This is a genomic window from Streptomyces graminilatus, from assembly GCF_001418565.1.
GTDB lineage: Bacteria > Actinomycetota > Actinomycetes > Streptomycetales > Streptomycetaceae > Streptomyces > Streptomyces graminilatus.
Genome location: NZ_LIQQ01000015.1, coordinates 1 through 20339 on the forward strand (window position 1 = coordinate 1; position 20339 = coordinate 20339).

Annotated in this window: 21 protein-coding genes; 14 read left to right on the forward strand and 7 right to left on the reverse strand. The window is 69.7% G+C overall.

Annotated features, from left to right (window positions below; all coding sequences use genetic code 11):
* The coding region (locus tag AOK08_RS01760; protein WP_055522930.1) for an ROK family protein at nucleotides 1-956 on the reverse strand (956 nt) is incomplete at its 3' end.
* A gap of 119 nt (nucleotides 957-1075) precedes the next feature.
* Between AOK08_RS01760 and AOK08_RS01765 the strand changes: the two genes are divergently transcribed.
* From AOK08_RS01765 to AOK08_RS01775, 3 genes are all read left to right on the forward strand, one after another.
* A complete protein-coding gene (locus AOK08_RS01765) occupies nucleotides 1076-2578 on the forward strand; it encodes an MGH1-like glycoside hydrolase domain-containing protein (protein WP_055522932.1) in 1503 nt (500 codons plus the stop codon).
* Between the two features lie 36 nt (nucleotides 2579-2614).
* Nucleotides 2615-4552, forward strand: coding sequence for an amylo-alpha-1,6-glucosidase (locus AOK08_RS01770; protein ID WP_055522934.1), 1938 nt, complete (start codon nucleotides 2615-2617; stop codon nucleotides 4550-4552).
* Between the two features lie 824 nt (nucleotides 4553-5376).
* On the forward strand, nucleotides 5377-6930 hold the full coding sequence (locus tag AOK08_RS01775) for an alkaline phosphatase family protein (protein WP_055522961.1): 1554 nt from the start codon (nucleotides 5377-5379) through the stop codon (nucleotides 6928-6930).
* 127 nt (nucleotides 6931-7057) lie between these two features.
* Here the strand turns inward: AOK08_RS01775 and dusB are convergent, their stop codons facing one another.
* Nucleotides 7058-8131 (reverse strand): tRNA dihydrouridine synthase DusB, encoded by a 1074-nt coding sequence (gene dusB / locus AOK08_RS01780; RefSeq protein ID WP_241826775.1) that lies wholly within the window; start codon nucleotides 8129-8131, stop codon nucleotides 7058-7060.
* A 214-nt stretch (nucleotides 8132-8345) separates the two neighbouring features.
* Between dusB and AOK08_RS01785 the strand changes: the two genes are divergently transcribed.
* Nucleotides 8346-9839 carry an MFS transporter gene (locus AOK08_RS01785; RefSeq protein WP_241826772.1) on the forward strand — a complete coding sequence of 498 codons (1494 nt, stop codon included), beginning with the start codon at nucleotides 8346-8348 and terminating at the stop codon, nucleotides 9837-9839.
* A 410-nt stretch (nucleotides 9840-10249) separates the two neighbouring features.
* Here AOK08_RS01785 and AOK08_RS01790 read toward each other — a convergent pair whose 3' ends face one another.
* A complete protein-coding gene (locus tag AOK08_RS01790; protein WP_055522938.1) occupies nucleotides 10250-11632 on the reverse strand; it encodes a glycine--tRNA ligase in 1383 nt (460 codons plus the stop codon).
* Between the two features lie 218 nt (nucleotides 11633-11850).
* Between AOK08_RS01790 and AOK08_RS01795 the strand changes: the two genes are divergently transcribed.
* The 4 genes from AOK08_RS01795 to AOK08_RS01810 are packed head-to-tail and all read left to right on the forward strand — an operon-like array spanning nucleotide 11851 to nucleotide 15040.
* Nucleotides 11851-12834 (forward strand): metal ABC transporter substrate-binding protein, encoded by a 984-nt coding sequence (locus AOK08_RS01795; protein ID WP_055522940.1) that lies wholly within the window; start codon nucleotides 11851-11853, stop codon nucleotides 12832-12834.
* 35 nt (nucleotides 12835-12869) lie between these two features.
* Nucleotides 12870-13658 carry a metal ABC transporter ATP-binding protein gene (locus AOK08_RS01800; RefSeq protein WP_055522943.1) on the forward strand — a complete coding sequence of 263 codons (789 nt, stop codon included), beginning with the start codon at nucleotides 12870-12872 and terminating at the stop codon, nucleotides 13656-13658.
* On the forward strand, nucleotides 13658-14560 hold the full coding sequence (locus tag AOK08_RS01805; RefSeq protein ID WP_055522945.1) for a metal ABC transporter permease: 903 nt from the start codon (nucleotides 13658-13660) through the stop codon (nucleotides 14558-14560). Before AOK08_RS01800 ends, AOK08_RS01805 begins: the two co-directional genes overlap by 1 nt.
* Before the next feature lie 60 nt (nucleotides 14561-14620).
* Complete coding sequence (locus tag AOK08_RS01810; RefSeq protein ID WP_055522947.1) at nucleotides 14621-15040, forward strand: Fur family transcriptional regulator; 420 nt, start codon at nucleotides 14621-14623, stop codon at nucleotides 15038-15040.
* Between the two features lie 399 nt (nucleotides 15041-15439).
* On the opposite strand, the gene AOK08_RS01815 is transcribed toward AOK08_RS01810, so the two are convergent.
* Together AOK08_RS01815 and recO are read right to left on the reverse strand one after the other, a co-directional pair.
* Complete coding sequence (locus AOK08_RS01815; RefSeq protein ID WP_055522948.1) at nucleotides 15440-16288, reverse strand: isoprenyl transferase; 849 nt, start codon at nucleotides 16286-16288, stop codon at nucleotides 15440-15442.
* 57 nt (nucleotides 16289-16345) lie between these two features.
* Entirely contained in the window at nucleotides 16346-17095 is a 750-nt protein-coding gene (gene recO / locus AOK08_RS01820) for a DNA repair protein RecO (protein WP_055522950.1), read from the reverse strand.
* 109 nt (nucleotides 17096-17204) lie between these two features.
* Between recO and AOK08_RS46970 the strand changes: the two genes are divergently transcribed.
* Together AOK08_RS46970 and AOK08_RS46975 are read left to right on the forward strand one after the other, a co-directional pair.
* Nucleotides 17205-17441, forward strand: a complete 237-nt coding sequence (locus tag AOK08_RS46970) for a hypothetical protein (protein ID WP_241826773.1) — start codon at nucleotides 17205-17207, stop codon at nucleotides 17439-17441.
* Between the two features lie 37 nt (nucleotides 17442-17478).
* Entirely contained in the window at nucleotides 17479-17628 is a 150-nt protein-coding gene (locus AOK08_RS46975; RefSeq protein ID WP_241826774.1) for a helix-turn-helix domain-containing protein, read from the forward strand.
* A 6-nt stretch (nucleotides 17629-17634) separates the two neighbouring features.
* On the opposite strand, the gene AOK08_RS01830 is transcribed toward AOK08_RS46975, so the two are convergent.
* Nucleotides 17635-17895 carry a hypothetical protein gene (locus AOK08_RS01830; RefSeq protein ID WP_055522952.1) on the reverse strand — a complete coding sequence of 87 codons (261 nt, stop codon included), beginning with the start codon at nucleotides 17893-17895 and terminating at the stop codon, nucleotides 17635-17637.
* On the reverse strand, nucleotides 17892-18107 hold the full coding sequence (locus AOK08_RS01835) for a hypothetical protein (protein ID WP_055522953.1): 216 nt from the start codon (nucleotides 18105-18107) through the stop codon (nucleotides 17892-17894). The genes AOK08_RS01830 and AOK08_RS01835 overlap by 4 nt, the downstream gene beginning before the upstream one ends.
* A 120-nt stretch (nucleotides 18108-18227) precedes the next feature.
* Here AOK08_RS01835 and AOK08_RS01840 point away from each other — a divergent pair, with 120 nt between their 5' ends.
* The 4 genes from AOK08_RS01840 to AOK08_RS46820 all read left to right on the forward strand — a co-directional run.
* Nucleotides 18228-19064 carry a helix-turn-helix domain-containing protein gene (locus AOK08_RS01840; RefSeq protein WP_055522955.1) on the forward strand — a complete coding sequence of 279 codons (837 nt, stop codon included), beginning with the start codon at nucleotides 18228-18230 and terminating at the stop codon, nucleotides 19062-19064.
* Nucleotides 19046-19315, forward strand: a complete 270-nt coding sequence (locus AOK08_RS01845; RefSeq protein WP_055522957.1) for a DUF397 domain-containing protein — start codon at nucleotides 19046-19048, stop codon at nucleotides 19313-19315. Before AOK08_RS01840 ends, AOK08_RS01845 begins: the two co-directional genes overlap by 19 nt.
* A 92-nt stretch (nucleotides 19316-19407) precedes the next feature.
* A complete protein-coding gene (locus AOK08_RS01850) occupies nucleotides 19408-20103 on the forward strand; it encodes a DUF6215 domain-containing protein (protein ID WP_055522959.1) in 696 nt (231 codons plus the stop codon).
* A partial coding sequence (locus AOK08_RS46820) for a hypothetical protein (RefSeq protein WP_206743400.1) occupies nucleotides 20100-20339 on the forward strand: 240 nt, incomplete at its 3' end. The genes AOK08_RS01850 and AOK08_RS46820, both read left to right, overlap by 4 nt.

Genomic DNA, 20339 nt, shown 5'->3' on the forward strand with positions numbered 1-20339 from the left:
CGGCCCGCCTCCCGCGCGAGCGCCAGCGCCCCCGGATGCCCGGCCGCGAGCAGGTCCCGTACGTCCGAACCCGACGCCGCGGGCACCCCGGACTCGGTGAGCCGCCGGGCGACGGCGCCACCGCTCGCGACGGCCGCGAGACAGCCGTACGAGCCGCACCGGCACAGCGCCTCGGCGCCCTGCGGGACGCGGATGTGCCCGATGTCCCCGGCGCCGCCGTCGATGCCCCGGAACACCGAACCGCCGACCACCACACCCGCGCCGATACCCGTCGAGACCTTCACCAGCACGAAGGCCGAGCAGTCGGGGTGTCCGGTGCGCTGTTCGCCGTACGCCATGAGGTTGGCGTCGTTGTCCACCAGCACCGGGACCCTCGCCGCGGCCAGTTCGCCCGTGTGTTCGGCGAAGGCGCGGGCCAGGCGGGCTCTTATGTCGTAGCCGTCCCAGCCGGGCATGATCGGCGGCTGGACGACGCGGCCGGTGTCCATGTCGACCGGGCCCGGTACCGCGAGGCCGATGCCGCACACCTCGGACGGGCGGTGGCCGGCCTTCGTCAGGAGTTCCGCGAACCAGCGGCCCAGCTCGCCGAGGACGACCTCGGGCCCGTCGTCGACCGCCAGCGTGCCCGAGTGTTCCGCGAGGAGTTCACCCGTGAGAGTGAGAACGGCGGCGCGGGCATGGCGCGTGTCGAGGTCGGCGGCGAGGACGACGGCGTGGGCGTCGTCGAACTCCAGAGTGATCGACGGGCGACCGCCGAGCGGTGAGTCGACCGGTCCGGAGGCACCCTCGCGCAGCCAGCCCGCGCGGAACAGCCGGTCCAGACGGTGTCCGACCGTGGCCCGGGACAGGCCCGTCACCTGTTGCAGGGCGCCGCGAGTCGTGGCGCGTCCACTGCGTACCAGTTCGAGCAGTTCGCCGGCGCTCGCCTGAGCCCGACCGCTGACACGGCTACTCATGCGCACCCCCTTGTGTTTCTCAAGCTTGCATTACATATTGAGTTATGCGTGTTAAATAGACGTAACTCTACGGTGGCGCGACCGAACCGGTCGGGCCGAAAGTTTTCGGGGAGCCCCGAGTGGATCGCACTGCCCAGTTGACCTCCCGCGTCTCGACGCACTCGGCCGTATACGAACCGGACGTTACGACACATTCCCCGAACACTCCGCACGCGTCCCTGTACGCCTCTCTGCACGTCAGGGCGGCCGAGGTGCTGGCGGGCAACTGGACCGGCACCTCCACCGTGCCCTCGCGCGGCCTGTATCCGCACCAGTGGTCCTGGGACTCCGCGTTCATCGCGATCGGCCTGCGTCATCTGTCGCCCCTGCGCGCGCAGACGGAGCTGGAGACGCTGCTGTCGGCCCAGTGGGGCGACGGGCGGATCCCGCACATCGTCTTCAACCCCTCCGTCCCGCTCGACGCGTACTTCCCGAGCCCCGACTTCTGGCGCTCCTCGACCGCGGGGCGCGCTGCGGGCGCCCCGCGCACCGTACAGACGTCCGGCATCGTGCAGCCACCGGTGCACGCGCTGGCCGTCTGGCTGGTGCACCAGGCCGACCCGGGCCTGTCCCGCGCGCGCGGCTTCCTCGCCCGCGCCTACCCGCGGCTCGCCGCCTGGCACCGCTATCTGCTGCACCGCCGCGACCTGGGCGGGGGCGGGCTCGCGTCGGTCGTGCACCCCTGGGAACAGGGTATGGACAACAGCCCTTGCTGGGACGCCCCGTTGAGCCGCGTCACCCCGGCCCCGGCGCGCTCCTTCCGCCGCGCCGACCTCGACCACGGCGCCGCCGAGGACCGCCCGACGGACCTGGACTACGGGCGGTACGTACGGCTGGCGACGGACTACCGGGACGGTGGGTACGCGGATGGGGCGGGCGAGTTCGCCGTCGAGGACCCTTCCTTCAACGCGCTGCTGATCGCGTCGGAGCACGCGCTCGCCCGTATCGCAGACGAGTTGGGCGCCACCGGGACGGCCAGGCACGCCCGCGCGGAACGGCTGACGGCGGCCCTGGTGGAACGGCTGTGGGACCCGGCGGAGGGGATGTTCTTCTGCCGGGACGTGCGGGAGGGCGCGCTCGTGCCGGAACGCGGCGTCGCCGGGCTCATCCCGCTCCTCCTTCCCACCCTCCCCCGCGACATCGCCGCCACCCTCGTGCGTACGGCGTGCGGGCCGCACTTCGAACTGGGCGGCGCCGCCCGCCTCGTACCGTCCTACGACCTGCTCGGCGAGGCCTTCGACCCGCACCGCTACTGGCGCGGTCCGGCCTGGTTCAACACGGGGTGGCTGGTGGAGCGCGGGCTGCGGCAGCACGGCGAGCGGGCGCACGCCGACACGCTGCGTACGGCGCTGCTGGAGACCGCCGGCGCCACCGGCTTCGCGGAGTACGTGGACCCGTACAACGGTGAGGCCTGCGGGGCGCTCGGCTTCGGCTGGACCGCCGCGCTCACCCTCGATCTGCTCCACCAACAGCCCTTCGGCGACGGCGACATCACCAAGGCGTTCGACGAGTACGGCGTACGCGGCATGGGTCACACGAGTGACGTGGGCGACGAAATGAATGACGTGAATGAACGTGAATGACGTGAGAGACATGAAGGACAAGGGAGGCGAACGGGCATGACGGACCGGCATCATCTGCTCGTGCACGGCGGGACGTTCGCGGCCGTGGGCGACGGCGGGGACATCACCGGGGTACGCGGGAGCAGCCAGCCCGACGGGTTATTCGTGCGCGACGCACGGCACTTGAGCCGCTGGCAGCTCACCGTCGACGGGGCCGTGCCCGAGACGCTCAGCCCGGTCGCCGACGGGGACACCGCGCGCTGTGTGCTCGTACCGCGCGGGGGCCGCCAGGAGCCGCCCGCCTGCACGCTCTTCCGTGAACAGGCCGTCGCGGACGGCGGGTTCGTCGAGGCGCTGCGGCTGACCAGCAACTGTTCGGTGCCGGTGACGGTCCGGATCGCGGTCACCGCCGACGCCGACTTCGCGGACCAGTTCGAACTGCGCTCCGACCACCGTACGTACGTCAAGTCCGGCGCCGTCCGAAAGCGCGAAGTCCTGGACGACGGCGTCGAGTTCAGCTATCGGCGCGGTGAGTGGCTGTCCTGTACGACGGTCACCGCCGAGCCCGCCCCCGACAACGTCGAGGAGACCGGTACCGGCGCCCGGCGTCTCGTCTGGGCCCTGGACCTGGAACCGCACGGTTCGGCGGAACTGACGCTGCGTGTCACGGCCCGCCCGCACGGCGCGGCCAAGGAACCCCTGGTTCCCGTCTCCCCCGCCGCCGCCAATGAGCAACTCCAGGCGCTGGAAGGGGAGTTCTTCGAGGGCCTCGCCTTCCCGACCTGCTGGCCTGAACTGGCGGCGGCCTGCGCACGCGGCCTCTCCGACCTGGCCTCGCTACAGATCCCCGCGACGGGTCCCGACGGCGAGGAACTGCGTGTCCCCGCCGCGGGTGCCCCCTGGTTCCTCACCCTCCTCGGCCGCGACGCGCTCCTCACCTCCCTCTTCGCACTCCCGTACCGCCCTCAGCTCGCCGCCGCCACCCTCCCGGCGCTCGCCGCGACCCAGGCGACCGAGGTCGGCCCCGCTTCCGTGGCCCAGCCGGGCAAGATCGTGCACGAGGTACGGCACGGCGAGCTGGCCCACTTCGGCCAGGTGCCGTACGGCCGTTACTACGGCTCGGTCGACGCGACCCCGCTGTTCCTGGTGCTCCTCGGGGCGTACGTCGAGCAGACCGGCGACACGGCCCTGGCCCGCCGTCTGGAGGCCAACGCCCGTGCGGCGATCGGCTGGATGCTGGACCACGGCGGTCTGACGTCCCGTGGCTATCTGGTCTACCGGGCCGACCAGGGCGGCCTCGCCAACCAGAACTGGAAGGACTCCCCCGGCGCCATCTGCTCGGCCGACGGCACCCGCGCGACCGGCCCGGTGATGGCGGCGGGGGCCCAGGGGTACGCGTACGACGCGCTGCGCCGTACGGCGTGGGTCGCGCGCACGGCGTGGGAGGACGAGACGTACGCCGCCCTTCTCGAACAGGCGGCGGCCGACCTCCGGGACCGTTTCCAGCGGGACTTCTGGATGCCGGAGCACGCCTTCCCGGCCCTCGCGCTCGACGGCGAGGGCAACCAGCTCGACGCGCTGGCCTCGGACGCGGGCCATCTGCTCTGGTCGGGCCTGCTGGACAAGGAGTTCGGCGAGAAGGTGGGCCGACGCCTGCTGGAGCCGGACTTCTTCTCCGGCTGGGGCGTACGGACGCTGGCGTCGGGCCAGTCCGCCTACCATCCCCTCTCGTACCACCGGGGCTCGGTCTGGCCGCACGACAACGCCCTGATCACGCTGGGCCTCGCCCGCTACGGCCTGCACGACGAGGCCCGTACGGTCGCCCACGCCCTCGTCGACGCGGCGACCGCCACCGGCCACCGCCTCCCCGAGGTCCTCGCCGGTTACGGCCGCGACACCCACGGCGAACCGGTGCCCTACCCGCACGCGTGCGTACGGGAGTCCCGGTCGGCGGCGGCCCCATTGGCGCTGCTCACGGCGGTCGGGGGCGCCTGAGGGACGTACGGCGGGGTGTGTGGCGTGGCGAGTGACAGGTCGGCTTGGTGAGGCGTTTGCCGGGTATTTGCCGGGTGCTTGGGCGCGGAGGCTGAACGGAGGCCGAGGGCCCGCCGTACGGGATGATGGCGGACCTCGGCTCCCGCGCCGGGTCCGCCGTTCCCTGCACGGCTTCACACGGAAGGACCTCCGGGGTGCCTCTGTTCACTCGCGACAACCCATCGACGGACCCCACCCCCGAGGACCCTTCGACGGAGTCCTCGTCGCCCGAGGCACCGGCTCCGAACACGACCCCGGCCCCGGCCCCGGCCCCGGCGGCAGCTACGGCTACGGCTGACAAGTCGGCCGAGGAGCCGACGGCCGACGCCGAACCGGCCGCAGAGCCCGGGAGCGAACCGGCGAAGGCAGAGGCGAAGGAAGAGACGAAGCCGAAGACAGAGACGAAGCCGAAGGCAGAGGCGGAGAAGCCCGAACCGGCAACCGAGCCCCCGGCCACACCGACCACGAAGCCCGCCAAGCCAACCACCAAGCCGACGGACGGACCGGTCGCCGAACCGGCAGCGGACACCGAAGCCCCCACCAAGCCAACCGGCACCGTGCCCAACCACCCCACCGAGGCCACCGAGGCCAAAGACGCGACTCCCGATCCCGAAGATGCGGCCCTCGAAACCGAAGACGCAGCCCCCGGGACCGAGGACACAGCCCCCGAAGCCCAGAACTCGCCCCCCAAGCCCGGCTGGCGCACCCGTCGCCCCGTGGCCGCCCGTAATCTCGGCTGGGCGGCGACCGCCCTCTCCGTACTCCTCGTGCTCGTCGCGCTACAGATGCCGAACACCATCGGCAACCTCCGCATCACGGAGTTTCTCCGGCTCCCGGCGGAGGCGATCGTCGCCTCCGTCGTACTGCTCGCGATGCCGCGCCGGCCGCGCGTGATCACGGCCGCGTCTCTCGGCGCCTTCCTCGGCGCGGTCACCGTCGTGAACCTGCTGGACATGGGGTTCGTCGAGTTCCTGGGCCGGCACTTCAACGTGCTGCTCGACTGGGAGCTGCTGGTCGACGCGCAGTCGTACGTCACCGACTCCATCGGCACGGCGGGCTCGGTCGCGGCCACGATCGGCGTGCTCGTGCTCGTGGTGCTCCTGCTGGTCGGCACGGCCTTCGCGGTGGTACGGCTCAGCGATCAGCTGGCCCGCCACAGCGTCGTAGCCACCAAGGCCACGCTCATCGCCGGGACCGTCTGGATCACCTGCATGTCCCTCGGCCTGACCATCGGCGGCGTGCCGATCGCGTCGGACCACACCGCCGGGGTCGTCAAGGTGCACGCGCGGCGGGTGAGCGACACGCTGCACGACGAGGCGGAGTTCAAGAAGCTGGCGAAGAACGACCCGTTCGCCAAGACGCCCGGTGACCAGTTGGTGCCGGACCTGCGCGGCAAGGACGTCATCTTCACGTTCATCGAGAGCTACGGCCGCAGCGCGGTCGAGGACCCGATCATGTCCCCCGGCGTCGACCGGACCCTCGCCGACCAGACCCAGGCCCTGAAGAACGCCGGGTTCGCCGCGAAGAGCGGCTGGCTGACCTCGGCGACCTACGGCGGCAGCAGTTGGCTCGGCCACTCCACGCTTCTGTCGGGCCTGTGGATCAACAGCCAGCAGCGCTACCGCACCCTCGTCAACAGCAACCGTCTCACCATCCCCGAGGTGTTCCGTCGCACCGGCGACTACCGGGTGGTCGGGGTGATGCCCGGCGTGCAGAAGAGCTGGCCGGAGGGGAAGTTCTACGGCCTGGAGAAGAACTACGCGGCGAAGGATCTCGGCTACAAGGGACCGAAGTTCAGCTGGTCGACCATGCCGGACCAGTACACGCTGGAGGCCTACCAGCGCCTGGAGCACGGCAGGAAGCAGGCCAAGCCGCTGATGTCGGAGATCATCCTGACGTCCAGCCACCAGCCCTGGGCGCCCATCCCCAAGACGGTCCCGCAGGACCAGCTCGGCGACGGCTCGGTGTTCGACGCGATCCAGAAGGCCGGCAAGGACCCGAAGGACGTCCTCTACAACGGCCCCGAGGCGAAGGCGGAGTACGGCAAGTCGATCCAGTACTCGGTCACCAGCCTCACCGACTGGCTCATCCGGTACGGCACCGACAAGACCGTCCTCGTCTTCCTCGGCGACCACCAGCCCATGTCCCGGGTCAGCGGCGACCACGCCAGCCGTGATGTGCCGGTGGCGATCGTGGCCAAGGACCCGAAGATCCTGGACAAGGTCTCCGACTGGAACTGGACGGACGGCCTGCGCCCCGCCCACAAGGCCCCGGTCTGGAAGATGAGCGCCTTCCGCGACAAGTTCCTCACGGCCTACGGCTCAACCCCCCACCCGTAAACGGGCCTTGGATACCCCTGAGGGGGCCGGCGCAGTGGGGCAAAGCCGCCTGCGCCGGCCCCCTCAGGGGCGCGGGGAACTGCGCGACCAGCCACAGCGGACCCGCAGCCGACAGACGGCCAGAGCCTTACCCTCCGGACGTGTCCAACTCCGCATCCTCACTGACACCCGCGCAGTCGTACGGATCCTTCAGCCACCCGTCCGGCAACACGACCCGGTTGTTCCCGGACGTACGCCCACGGGGCCCGTCCGCCCCCACGGGCCAGGCCTGATCGAGATCCAACTCATCGAGCCCGGCCCGGAGTTCGGCCAGCGAAGACGTGATGGCGAGCCGCTTGCGCATCTCGCTGCCGACCGCGAACCCCTTCAGATACCAGGCGACGTGCTTGCGGAAGTCGATGACCCCGCGCGGCTCGTCCCCGATCCACTCACCGAGCAGCGTGGCGTGCCGCACCATGACATCGGCGACCTCACGCAGGGACGGACGCGCGATGGCCTCCGTACGGCCCTCGAACGCGGCCACCAGGTCCGCGAACAGCCACGGCCGCCCGAGGCACCCGCGCCCGACCACCACGCCGTCGCACCCGGTCTCCCGGACCATCCGCAGCGCGTCCTCGGCCGACCAGATGTCACCGTTGCCGAGTACGGGGATCTCCGGCACGTGCTCCTTCAGGCGGGCGATCGCGTCCCAGTCCGCCGTGCCGCCGTAGTGCTGGGCGGCGGTGCGGCCGTGCAGCGCGATGGCCGTGACACCCTCCTCCACGGCGATGCGGCCGGCGTCGAGGTAGGTGATGTGGTCGTCGTCGATGCCCTTGCGCATCTTCATGGTGACGGGGATGTCCCCGGCGCCGGACACCGCCTCGCGCAGGATCGCGCGCAGCAGGTTCCGCTTGTACGGGAGGGCCGAGCCGCCGCCCTTCCTCGTCACCTTCGGGACGGGGCAGCCGAAGTTGAGGTCGATGTGGTCGGCGCGGTCCTCCTCCGCGATCATGCGGACGGCCTTGCCGACGGTCGCCGGGTCGACGCCGTACAACTGGATCGAGCGCGGCTTCTCGGTCGCGTCGAAGTGGATCAGCTGCATGGTCTTCTCATTGCGCTCGACCAGCGCCCGGGTGGTGATCATCTCGCTGACGAACAGGCCCTTGCCGCCGCTGAACTCCCTGCACAGGGTGCGGAAGGGCGCGTTCGTGATCCCGGCCATGGGGGCGAGGACGACGGGCGGCCGCACAGCGTGCGGACCGATCCGGAGGAGGCTCGCGGGGGCGGTCTCGGGCGAGGTCGCGGACGGGGGCACAGTCGGGATCCCAGGCGGGGTCGCGGACGAGGTGACGGGCGTGGACATTGCGCCATTCTCTCGCACTCTCGCACCGAACGGAGTACAGCCAAAGTCGTTAGTTAGCCGTACTATGGACCGCATGTCCGAGCTGAGTCCCCGCCGCCGCATGCTGGTGCTCGCGATCTGCTGCATGAGCCTGCTGATCGTGAGCCTCGACGTCACCGTGCTCAATGTGGCACTGCCCTCCATGCAGAGGGACCTGGGCGCGAGCGTGGCCGGGATGCAGTGGGCGCTCGACGCGTACACGCTGGTGCTGGCCTCGCTGCTGATGCTGGCGGGCTCGACCGCCGACCGGATCGGCCGTCGCCGGGTCTTCAAGGCCGGGCTGGCGCTGTTCACGCTCGGCTCGGTGCTCTGCTCGCTCGCCCCGAGTCTCGACTGGCTCATCGCGTTCCGCATGATCCAGGCGATCGGCGGCTCGATGCTCAACCCGGTCGCCATGTCGATCATCACGAACACCTTCACCGACCCGCGCGAGCGCGCTCGGGCGATCGGGGCGTGGGGCGCGGTGGTCGGCATATCCATGGCCGCCGGCCCGATCGTCGGCGGCCTGCTGGTGGACTCCGTCGGCTGGCGCTCGATCTTCTGGATCAACCTGCCGGTGGGCCTCGCCGCGCTCCTGCTGACCTGGCGGTACGTGCCCGAGTCCCGGGCACCGAAGGCCCGCCGCCCGGACCCGGTCGGCCAGCTCCTGGTCATCGCGCTGCTCGGCTCGCTGACGTACGCGATCATCGAGGCGCCGAGTTCGCCGGTCTCGCAGACGCTCACCTTCGGCGCGGTCGTCCTGGCCGCGCTGCTCGGCCTGCTGTACTACGAGCCCCGGCGCACGGAACCCCTCATCGACCTGCGGTTCTTCCGGTCGGCGCCGTTCAGCGGGGCGACGGTGATAGCGGTCAGCGCGTTCGCGGCGCTGAGCGGGTTCCTGTTCCTGTCGACGCTGTACCTGCAGAACGTACGCGGGCTGTCCGCGCTGAACGCCGGTCTGTGGATGCTGCCGATGGCGGTGATGTGCTTCGTGTGCGCGCCGATATCGGGGCGGCTGGTCGGCAGCCGGGGGCCTCGGTTCTCGCTGCTGATGGCCGGGGTCGCGATGACGGCGAGCGGGGTCCTGTTCGCCGCCTTCGACGCGGAGTCGTCGAACGTGACGCTGGTCATCGGGTACTTCGTGTTCGGCCTCGGCTTCGGCTTCGTCAACGCGCCGATCACCAACACGGCCGTCTCGGGCATGCCCCGCGCCCAGGCCGGGGTGGCCGCCGCGGTCGCCTCCACCAGCCGCCAGACGGGCGGCACGCTGGGGGTCGCGGTGATCGGCGCGGTACTGGCGTCGGGCATCGGCTCGGGCCAGTACAGGGAGGTGTTCGCCGCCGCGGCGCGCCCCGGCTGGTGGATCATCGCGGGCTGCGGTCTGGCGGTACTGGTCCTGGGCGCCGTCACAACGGGCGGCTGGGCCCGGCGTACGGCGGAGCGGGCGGCCGGACGGCTGGAGGACGAGGGAGGCGGAGAGAGCCGTACGGGGTCTCCCGCCGTGCGGAACGGGGCGCGGGCGCCAGAACGCCAAGTGGCCCCGGAGTAGTCGTAGAACTCCGGGGCCACCCTTCAGCCCGTGAGCGGTCGCAGGACTCGGGGCCACCCCTCAGCCCGTGAGCAGTCGCAGCACTCGGGGCCACCCCTCAGCCCGTGAGCGGTCACAGCACCCGGGGCCACCCCTCAGCCCGTGAGCGGTCACAGCACCCGGGGCCACCCCTCAGCCCGTGAGCGGTCACAGCACCCGGGGCCACCCCTCAGCCCGTGAGCGGTCACAGCACCCGGGGCCGCCCCTCAGCCCGTGAGCGGTCGCAGGACTCGGGGCCACCCCTCAGCCCGTGAGCGGTCGCAGGACCCGGGGCCGCCCCTCAGCCCGTCCGGCGATTGAGGACGAGGCCGTTCAGGCCGAAGCGGGGGCCTGGGGGCGGCAGCCCCCAGACCTACAGCGGATCGGCAGGCTCAGCAGCCGACGAGACGCTGCGCGAGGTACCCCTCGATCTGGTCCAGCGACACGCGCTCCTGCTTCATCGTGTCCCGCTCGCGAACCGTGACCGCGTTGTCGTCGAGCGTGTCGAAGTCGACCGTGACGCAGAACGGCGTACCGATCTCGTCCTGGCGCCGGTAGCGGCGGCCGATGGCGCCCGCGTCGTCGAACTCGATGTTCCAGTTCTGGCGCAGGGCGGTGGCCAGACCCTTCGCCTTCGGGGACAGCTCGGGGTTGCGGGACAGCGGGAGCACCGCGACCTTGACCGGCGCGAGGCGCGGGTCGAGACGGAGCACCGTGCGCTTCTCCATCTTGCCCTTGGCGTTGGGCGCCTCGTCCTCGACGTACGCGTCGAGGAGGAACGCCAGCATCGAACGGCCGACACCGGCGGCGGGCTCGATGACGTACGGGGTGTAGCGCTCGCCGGCCTCCTGGTCGAAGTAGGCAAGGTCCTGGCCCGACGCCTTGGAGTGGGCCTTGAGGTCGTAGTCGGTGCGGTTGGCGACGCCCTCCAGCTCACCCCACTCGTTGCCGCCGAACTGGAAGCGGTACTCGATGTCGGCGGTGCGCTTGGAATAGTGGGAGAGCTTCTCGGCCGGGTGCTCGAACCACCGCATGTTCTCCTCGCGCATGCCCAGGCCCGTGTACCAGTTCCAGCGCTCCTGCATCCAGTACTCCTGCCACTTCTCGTCCTCGCCCGGCTTGACGAAGAACTCCATCTCCATCTGCTCGAACTCGCGGGTGCGGAAGATGAAGTTGCCGGGCGTGATCTCGTTGCGGAAGGACTTGCCCATCTGGGCGATGCCGAACGGCGGCTTCTTGCGCGAAGCGGTCTGCACCAGCGCGAAGTTGGTGAAGATGCCCTGGGCGGTCTCGGGGCGCAGATAGGCGACCGCACCGGAGTCCTGGGTCGGGCCGAGGTGCGTCGACAACAGGCCCGAGAACTCCTTGGGCTCGGTGAACTGGCCCTTGTTGCCGCAGTTGGGGCAGTTGATGTCCGCGAGGCCGTTCTCCGGGAGACGGTGGTGCTTCGCCTCGTAGGCCTCCTCCAGGTGGTCGGCGCGGTAGCGCTTGTGACAGGAGGTGCACTCGGTGAGCGGGTCGGAGAAGGTGGCGACGTGGCCGGAGGCCACCCAGACCTCGGAGGCCAGGATGACGGACGAGTCGATACCGACGACGTCCTCGCGCGACGTCACCATGTAGCGCCACCACTGGCGCTTGAGGTTCTCCTTGAGCTCGACACCCAGCGGTCCGTAGTCCCAGGCGGCACGCTGACCACCGTAGATCTCACTGCACGGGAATACGAAGCCACGGCGCTTGCTCAGGCTGACGATGGTGTCGATCTTGTCGGCGGCCACGGTGCTCTCTTCATTACGACGATTACGACGACGGGCGATGAAGCGGACACGTCGGACGGGCGGACGCGGACGCGCTTCAGAGCGAATGACTCAGGTTACCGGCGGGGCCCGCCCCCCAATCAAATCGGTTCCAGCGGCGGACCGTGAAGGCGCCCGGCCCCCTTCCCCCATCACCCGCTTGTTGACAATCGTTTCCAGAATCATTGAAAATGACAGTCATGAACGTACGACGAGTCATATCGGGCATCTCGATCGCGGCGGCCACCGCGCTCGGCCTCGGTGCCCTGTCCGCCTGTTCCTCGGATTCGAGCGCCGCCGACGGGAACAGCAGCGGGAGGCTCGACGTCGTGGCGTCGTTCTATCCGATGCGGTACCTCGCCGAGCAGATAGGCGGCGACCGGGTCTCCGTCTCCACTCTGACCGAGCCCGGCCAGGAGCCGCACGACCTGGAACTCAGCGTCAAGCAGACCATTGACCTGCAGAAAGCCGACGCGATCCTGTATCTCAAGGGCCTCCAGCCCGCCGTGGACGACGCGGTGTCGCAGTCCGAGGCGAGGACGAAGATCGACGCGGCGGCCCTCACCACCCTGGAGAAGCACGGCACCACCGCGCACAGCCACGAGGGCGAAGGCGAAGGCGAGGAAGCGCACTCCGGGGAGTCCGGGGAGAGTGGGGAGTCCGGCCTCGACCCGCACGTCTGGCTCGACCCGGTGAAGTACGGCGAGATCGCCCGTGGGGTGTCCGCCGCCTTCCAAAAGGCCGACCCGGCCCACGCGGCGGAATACGAGAAGAACACGGCGGCGTTGACCGCGAAGCTGACCTCGCTCAGCACCTCGTTCGAGGACGGTCTGAAGAACACGGCGACGAAGGTGTTCTTCACCAACCACGCGGCCTTCGGCTACCTCGCCGAGCGCTACGGCCTCACCCAGGAGGCCATCGCGGGGGTGGACCCGGAGAGCGAGCCGAGCCCGGCACGGATGAAGGAACTCCAGCGGGAGGCCAGGGCGGACGGAGTGACGACCGTCTTCTACGAGACCCTCGTCTCCGACAAGACCGCGAAGACCCTCGCCGAGGACGCGAACCTCCGGACGGACGTCCTCGACCCGCTGGAGGGCATCACCGAGAAGTCCCGTGGCACGGACTACATCGCGGTCATGGAGTCCAACCTCAAGGCACTGCGGACGGCTCTGGGCGCCAAGTGAGCGGTGAATCAATGATCGTTACGGAGGACGCAGACATGGGTGATCCCGTCATTGACGATGGCGATCCCGTCATCTCGCTGCGCGGAGTACGCGCCGAGCTGGGCGCGCGGCCGGTCCTGCGGGGCATCGACCTCACCGTGAACCGCGGTGAGGTCGTCGCGCTGCTCGGCGCCAACGGCTCGGGCAAGTCGACCGCGATCCGTACGGTCATCGGCCAGGTCCTGGTCAGCGCGGGCGAGATCGAGCTGTTCGGCGTCCCCCGCCGCCGCTTCACGGACTGGCGACGCGTGGGCTACGTACCGCAGCGGACGACCGCGGCCGGTGGCGTACCGGCGACGATCACGGAGATCGTCGCGTCCGGCCGACTGTCCCGCGCCCGATTCGGTGTGCTGCGCAAGGCCGACCACGAGGCCGTACGGCGGGCCATCGGCCTCGTGGGGCTCGCGGACCGCGCGAAGGACTCGGTGAACGCGCTGTCGGGCGGCCAGCACCAGCGCGTACTGATCGCCCGCGCCCTCGCCTGCGAACCCGAGCTGCTGATCATGGACGAGCCGATGGCGGGCGTCGACCTGGCGAGCCAGGAGGTGCTGGCGCGGACGCTCAGGGAGCAGGTCGCGGCCGGTACGACCGTACTGCTCGTGCTGCATGAACTGGGACCGCTGGAGCCGCTGATCGACCGGGCGGTGGTGCTCCGCGACGGCTGCGTGACGCACGACGGGCCGCCCCCGCAGGCCGTCGGACAGCACGCGCTGCCCGGCCACGACCACGTACACCCGCACGCGGCTCACGACGCCGAACCGATCCGGACGGGACTGCTGAGCTGATGGACTTCCTCGACTACGCCTTCATGCAGCGGGCCCTGCTGGCCGCCGTGCTCGTCGGCATCACGGCCCCCGCGATCGGCATCTACCTGGTCCAGCGCAGGCAGGCGCTGCTGGGGGACGGTATCGGCCATGTCGCGATGACAGGCGTGGGCCTCGGCTTCCTGCTGAACGCCTCGCCGGTGTGGATGGCGACGGGCGTCGCCGTCGTGGGCGCGGTGCTGATGGAGCTCATCCGCTGGTACGGGAAGACACGCGGTGACATCGCGCTCGCGATGCTGTTCTACGGCGGTATGGCCGGCGGTGTGCTGTTCACCAACCTCGCGCCGACCGGCTCGAACGCCAACCTGACCTCGTACCTCTTCGGGTCGATCACGACGGTCAGCGAATCCGACGTGACGACGATCTGCGTGCTCGCGGCCCTCGTGGTGCTGGTCACCGTCGGTCTGCGCCGGCAGCTCTTCGCGGTCAGCCAGGACGAGGAGTTCGCCCGGGTGACGGGCCTGCCGGTCCGGGCCCTCAATCTGCTCACCGCGGTCACGGCGGCCGTCACGGTGACGGTCGCGATGCGGGTCGTGGGACTGCTGCTGGTCAGCGCCCTGATGGTGGTCCCGGTCGCCGCCGCCCAGCAGCTCAGCCGGAGCTTCGCGGCCACGTTCGCCATCGCGGTGGCGATCGGCGTGTCCGTGACGATCGGCGGGACGGTGACCTCGTACTACCAGAACGTGCCGCCCAGTGCGACGATCGTTCTGTTGACCATCGGCGCGTTCATCGCGCTGACCGCGCTGGCCACTCCGCTGGCCCGCCGCCGGGCCCGAGCGGCGGCGGCCACGCAGACGGCCGGGGACCCCGCGGAGTGTGTGATTCCGGCCAGCAGGGAAGGCGCCGGCAAGGCGGGCGTCTGACCGCGCGCCGTCCGGGCTGGCACAATGGCCCGGCAAAGCGCAGACGTGAGGAGAACAACGGTGACGACGGCCGGCCCGCCCGTTAAGGGACGATCCACCCGCCAGCGTGCCGCTGTGGCGGCGGCGCTGGATGAGGTCGACGAGTTCCGCAGCGCCCAGGAACTCCACGACATGCTCAAGCACAAGGGCGATTCGGTGGGACTCACGACCGTCTACCGCACGTTGCAGTCCCTGGCGGACGCGGGTGAGGTGGATGTCCTGCGGACGTCGGACGGGGAGTCGGTCTACCGGCGCTGCTCGACCGGCGACCATCATCATCACCTCGTCTGCCGTGTGTGCGGCAAGGCGGTGGAGGTGGAGGGGCCCGCCGTGGAGAAGTGGGCGGAGGCCATTGCCTCTGAGCACGGGTTTGTGAATGTTGCCCACACGGTGGAGATCTTCGGGACCTGTGCGGAGTGCTCTGCGGTTGGGCAGGGGTAGGTAGGTCCGGTGCGTTGTCGGCTGCGGGTTGACTGTGGCCGGTCGCGCAGTTCCCCGCGCCCCTGAAAGGGGGCTGCGCCCCTTTCAGGGGCGCGTCAGGGGCGCGTCAGGGAAGCAGGACCAGCAGGTGAGCGGCGCCTCCTTGGGGGCGCCGTTTCGGTGATCCTCGCGACTCCGCTGCTGCTGCCCCGTAGCGGGGACTGAGGGCCGGGGAGGGGGGCTTGCGAGTGCACCGGGGGACCGGGGGACCCTGCGCTCGTACAGGGATAACCCTCGACCTCCTGTTTTTTACTGACAAGTAGTCGTCCGGGATGCCACTCTTCCGGCAGCCACCCCCCACGGGTGCGACAGCGGCACCCGGCGCCCACCTCGGCGCCGGGTGCCGCTCGGGTACCGCGTTCAGGCCCCCGTGCCGCCCGTCATGTCCCGCTGCATTTCCAGCAGTTGCTCATTCGGGACCGCGCCGCCGAACCGCCGGTCACGGGAGGCGAATTCGACGCAGGCGCGCCACAGGTCGCGGCGGTCGAAGTCGGGCCAGAGCACGTCCTGGAAGACCATCTCGGCATAACTCGACTGCCAGATCAAGTAGTTGGACGTGCGCTGTTCACCGCTGGGGCGGAGGAAAAGGTCGACGTCCGGCATGTCCGGGTAGTAGAGGTACTTCTGGATGGTCTTCTCGGAGACCTTCTCGGGATCGAGCTTGCCGAGAGCGACATCCCGGGCCATCGCCTTTGCTGCGTCGGCGAGTTCGGCCCGGCCGCCGTAATTGACGCAGAAGTAGAGCGTCATGGCGTCGTTGTTCTTGGTCTGCTCCTGGGCGATCTGGAGTTCCTGTACGACGGACTTCCACATCTTGGGCATACGCCCGACCCACCGAATCCGGATTCCGAGTTCGTTCATCTCGTCGCGTCGGCGCCGGATGACGTCACGGTTGAAGTTCATGAGGAAGCGGACCTCTTCCGGTGACCGCTTCCAGTTCTCGGTGGAGAAGGCGTAGAGGGAGAGATTCTTGACGCCGAGTTCCAGGCATCCCTTGAGAACGTCGAGGACGACGCCCTCACCGACCTTGTGGCCCTCCGTACGCGGCAGCCCGCGCTCCTTGGCCCACCGCCCGTTGCCGTCCATGACGCACGCCACATGGTTGGGTACCAGCTCGCCGGGGAGCTTCGGCGCGGTGGCGCCGGAGGGGTGCGGTTCCGGCGTCTTGTACTCGCGGCGCTGGCGCCCCAGGATTCCGCGTACGGCCATGCGCTTCTCGTCTCCCTCTACTGACTTGCTTGCTGTGCTTGGTGTGCTTTTGAGGTGTTACTGCTTCTCTACGTAGCGCAGGGAGCGCAGTCCGCGCTCCAGGTGCCAGTGCAGGTAGGCGGAGACCAGTCCGCTGCCCTCCCTGACGTGACGCGGCTCGCACGCGTCCGCGGTCGCCCAGTCGCCGGTCAGCAGCGCGCTGAGCAGTTCGAGGGCCTGGGGAGAGGGTACGACGCTGCCGGCCACCCGGCAGTCGGCGCAGACGGAGCCTCCGGCGGCCACCGAGAAGAACCGGTTCGGGCCCGCCATGCCGCAGCGCGCGCAGTCGCTGAAGGTGGGCGCGTATCCGTTGACGGCGAGGGAGCGCAGGAGGAACGCGTCGAGGATGAGGTGGGGCTCGTGCTCGGCGCGGGCGAGGGTGCGCAGGGCGCCGACGAGCAGCAGGTACTGCTGGACGGCGGGCTCGCCCTCGTGGTCGGTGAACCGTTCCGCCGTCTCCAGCATGGCCGTCCCGGCGGTGTACCGGGCGTAGTCGGTGACGATCCCGCCGCCGTACGGAGCGATGGTCTCGCTCTGCGTGCACAGGGGCAGCCCGCGCCCGACCAGATCACTCCCCCGCGAGAAGAACTGCACGTCGACATGGGAGAACGGTTCGAGCCGGGCCCCGAACTTGGACTTGGTCCGCCGCACTCCCCGGGCCACCGCCCGTACCCGCCCGTGACCGCGCGTGAGCAGCGTGATGATCCGGTCGGCCTCACCCAGCTTCTGGGTGCGCAGCACGACACCGTCGTCACGGAACAGGCTCATGGGGTCATTGTCGCGCACGGAACGGCGGCCCCGGACGGGCCTGTACCTCTTGACGGTGAACGCTGCGGATTCGCCTGGCGGCGGTCGGACTATCGGTGAGGCTCGGAGAATGAGCGACGGACGTACGCCCCCTGGAAGCGCCGCAAAGATCAAGGCCGGCCTGGCCGCAGCGGAGGAGGCCATGGCCCACCTCCCTCCGCCGACGCCGAAGCAACAGGCGTGGGTGGATGACGTCATGGAGCGCATCGCCCTGCCCGGCCCCACCACTGCCGACCAGTCACCTGGTGAGGCCGAGGCCATCGCTGCCGCTGCCGTTCGCATGCGCCGCATCGCCCGAACTGCGTGAGCGGCAAGACCTGACACCGGCGGACGTCGCCCGGGCCATGGGTGTCACCGAGGCCCATGTCTCCCGAATCGAGGGCGGCGAACTGGAGCGCGGCGAACTGGACACGCTCGCCGCCTACGTGCGCGCCCTCGGCGGACGGCTGAAGATCGTGGCCGAGTTCGGGGACGAGCAGTACGTCCTGGGGTGACCGGCCTCAGGGAACCTCGCCGCGGCTGCGGGCGTTCGCGTACGCCGTGGCCGCGCTGAGGCGTTCCGCCGGGGTGGCGGGGCGGAGGGCGTCCGGGGCCGCGTCCCACTCCCTGCCGCCGCCGTACGATCTGAGCTGGGAGTAGAGCCCCTCGTGCCCCATGACGATGCCCACCTTCCCGGTTCGCGTGTCCAAGACGTACGTGCCGATGTCCGGCCGCCCCGCCCTTCCCGGCCTTTCCGACCTCGCCGGCCTTACGTCGTTCATCGCAGCGCCGCCACGATCCGGGCCGCCGTCTCCACATTGACCCGCCCCAATTCGATGAGCGGACAGGGCGCCTCCCGGGCCACACTTACCGCGTCCAATCCGAGCGACGGCAGCGTAATCCCGGCGTTCTTCAACGCCTTCCGCAATTCCTTCACAATTTCCTCCGCTTCTTCGACGCAGCCCGCCGCGTGTGCCGTCTGTCGTGCAGTCACCGTGCTCCCCTGACTAATCGAGTTTCACTCTTCGCACTTCTACGATGACGCGCCGTGTCTACACTCGGAAGGCTCTGGGCGCAGCAACGGTGGTGCAGTCGAAGGAGGTTCGGTTAGACCATGGCCAATGGTTCACAGCGACAGGCGGCTTGGGAGTTCTTCGGGACGGAGTTGAAGCGGCGACGGGAGGAGGCCGGCCTGACCCAGGTGGAGTTGGGGGCGCTCGTCTTCATCTCCGGGGGCTACATCGGCCAGTTCGAGCAGGCCATTCGGAAGCCGCAGTTGGACGTGGCGATCAGGATTGACGTCGTCCTGCAAACCGCCGGTTTTTTCGAGCGCACGTGGCGCAAGCTCATCGACGACAAGCGGTACGCGGAATACTTCGTGGAGGTGGTGGAGCTTGAGCGGACGGCGACGAAGATCTGTGAGTTCGCGCCCAGCGTCATCCCCGGCCTGCTGCAGACGGCCGCGTACGCGCAGGCGGTCACGCTCGCGGCCAACCCGTTCGTCACGGACGAATACGTGGCCGAAAAGGTCGGCGCCCGACTGGAACGGGCGCGCATCCTCGACGACGCTACAAGGCCCGAGTATTGGGCGATCCTGCACGAGAACACCCTGCGCACACCCGTTGGCGGACCGGCGGCCATGGCTGAGCAACTGGACCACATCGCGGCACTCATGAGGGAGCGAACGGTGCTGGTACAGGTACTGCCGTACTCGGCTGGGGCATACGCCGTCATGACCGGCGACCTGCGGTTGATGGAGTTCGAGGACGCGCCGCCAACCCTCTATACAGAGACCTCGTTTTCGGGCGACCTACTCGACGACCCGGCGGTGGTGAAGCGGGCACAGCGCGCATACGATCTGCTCAGGGGCGCCGCACTGTCGCCGGAGGCATCCCTCGCCCTGATCGAATCGGCGGCTGAGGACTACAGACGATGCGCGACCATGACCTGAGCAACGCCCGCTGGCGCAAGAGCAGTTACAGCAACGGCGAAGGCGGCAACTGCGTCGAGGTGGCGTACGACTTCATTGGATCCGCCCGCTGGCGTAAGAGCACCTACAGCGACGGCAACGGCGGTAGCTGCGTCGAAGTCGCCGACGGAGTCCCCGGTGTCGTGCCCGTCCGGGACAGCAAGTTCTTGGACGGGCCCGTGGTGCTCGTCGGGGCGGGTGCCTGGGCGGAGTTCGTCGCGGTCGTGCGCTGACCCTGCCCCCCCAATTTCCGTTAGCCCGGGGAGCGTTCACCGGTTAGGCTCCCCCGGCGCGCGCATCGGGCGTGGCGCGTGGGGTGGGGGACATGAGCAACGACATCGGCACCGACGTACCCAGATCCGAGAAGGGCATGAGCAACGGCGTGCAGGTCGCGTCGGCGCTGATACTCGTGGGGGGCCTCGCGGTGAGCTTCTGGGTGCTACAGACGTACCAGCCCGATTCCCAGGCCAACCCCCCGGCGTCCTGCTCCCGCTCGGACGACGACAAGCCGCTGTCGAAGCCTGTCTCCGGGGTGCGACTGTGCGAGGCGCTGAACCGCCCTGACCTGCCCGCGCTCCTCGGTACGCCCGAGGACCGCGCGCTGGGCGCCTACAGCAACGAGGCCACGCACAGCGACAAGCCTGACGTCCTGCCGACCGACCCCGAGGCCACCGTCCAGTTGGAGGGCTACTCCGTGAAGCTCTCGGCGATCGGCGACGACGGTCCCTCTCTCGCCGAGATGGCGGAGTTTCAGTATCTGGTCAGGGACCAGGAACGAAGGACGGTGCTGGGGCACTCGGCGCTTCTCTACTCGGGGCAGACCATCGGCATCGTCTTCAAGGACGGCAAGGGGTCCAGTGGGCCTGGGGGTGTCTCGCGCTCGCTCGTGGTCGCCAAGGGTGCCGAGGACCGGGGCGGGGCGTACGAGATCGACATCTGGCGTCAGGATGATCTGGTCCCCGATGACACGGCGCTGCTTCGGGTCGCCGAGCGGGTACTGCCGACGATCCCGGGCTGGTGAGGCTGTTCAGCCCCCAGGTCCACGCCCTCGTTCAGCAGGCCCACCAGCTTCTGTCCGCGCAGCCTCGTGAACATCGGCTGTCCGAAGTCGGGCGACGGCAGGCGCGACACCTGTCGTGCGCGCTCGCCGCATTGCGGCCAGCGCCTGACCCGAGGTCGAAGGTGATGTATCCCGAGGTCTCGAACGAGGCCGACGTCCTGACCCGCGGCAAACTGGGCCCCTTCAGGGCCGAAGCG